Origin of the sequence: Collinsella sp. AF28-5AC, assembly GCF_003457875.1 — a bacterium.
GTDB lineage: Bacteria > Actinomycetota > Coriobacteriia > Coriobacteriales > Coriobacteriaceae > Collinsella.
This window is the reverse complement of record NZ_QRTA01000039.1, coordinates 1-1,181: the sequence shown is the minus strand read 5'-3', so window position 1 is coordinate 1,181 and position 1,181 is coordinate 1. Positions and strand designations below refer to the sequence as shown.

Here is a 1,181-nt window from a genome sequence, read left to right as displayed (position 1 = left end):
TGGCCTTCGCCGCGGGCACGCCGCGGGCGAGCATCTCCTCGCGCCGCCGCAGGAGCCGCTCGGACCCCTTCCTCCCGTGCATCCTTATCTCGAGGGGCACGCCCGTGTCCCTCGGCATGAGCTTCGGCTGGTGCCGTGCCGCGGCGTAGCACCATGAACCCTCAACGGCCAGCTTCCTCACGAGCGCGTTGCCCGCACCGCTGATGCCTCCGAGCCGCACGGAGTCGCCACTCGACCTCTGACTCGGCGCGAGGCCGAAATAGGCCGTGACCTGCCTTCCGGAACGGAACCTCGTGAAGTCGCCGACCTCGGCCGAGAAGGCCGCGGCCAGCGCGAAGGCGCAGCCCTTGATCGACTGGAGGGCGGCCACCTCCGCGGCGATCGGGCTGGCATCCACGGCGGCCCCGTACTCGGAGAGCAGGTCCGCCCGGGCCTCCGCCGCGGCCTCGACCTCGTTCCTCAGGGCGGCGAGCGTCCGAACCCCGCCATCGTCCTCCGGCCTGACCTTGTCGAGCCACCTCAGGAAGTCGTAGGTCCAGTACTTCCTCGGGTTGCCGGCGGGCGTGGTGCCGCCGTAGACGAACCCTCGCCTTGCGAGGAAGGCGAGCAGCCGCTGCTTGGCGGTCGCCAGGCGCGCGGTCGCCCCGTCGTAGGCGCCGGCGAGGTCCCTGATGCCTTCGACCTCGGGGGAGGGGATCCATACGGGGGAGATGTCGTGGGCGAGTATCGCCTTGGCCATCCTGGCGGCGTCGTTCCTGTCGTTCTTGGAGGCCGAGTCGGCGGCCGACCTGGGGATCTTCGAGACCGCGGCGACGACGCACTCGACGCCGAGCCCGGCGAGCTCCCTTTGCGGGGCGAAGCCGAGGTAGCCGCTCTCGTAGGCCGCGAGCGACGGCCCGGGGAACCCATCCATCCACCCGGCGATCTCGCCCCAGGGGTTGCCGGGGAACCTCCTCGTCACGGCCTCGCCGGTGTCCGCGTCGAGGGCGCAGACGGTGGTCGACCTCAGGTGGACGTCCATCCCGAACGCGGTAGAATGCTTTGGCATGGGAGCCTCCCAACCTCGTTGCGGCGCGGCTGCGCCTATGGCACTTCAACATCATTGTCGCAGCCCCGACCCGCGGTCACGAGCGGGGGCTCCTATCTTTTTAGTGCCCTCGGATTGGGTCATAGTGTCTGTC

The 1,181-nt window shown here is 70.0% G+C and carries 1 protein-coding gene; it reads right to left on the bottom strand.

What is annotated here, in order from left to right; all coding sequences use genetic code 11:
* On the bottom strand, positions 1 to 1,048 hold a 1,048-nt coding region (locus DWZ01_RS10555; RefSeq protein WP_199412437.1), incomplete at its 3' end, for an IS110 family transposase.
* Between the last annotated feature and the right edge of the window lie 133 nt (positions 1,049 to 1,181).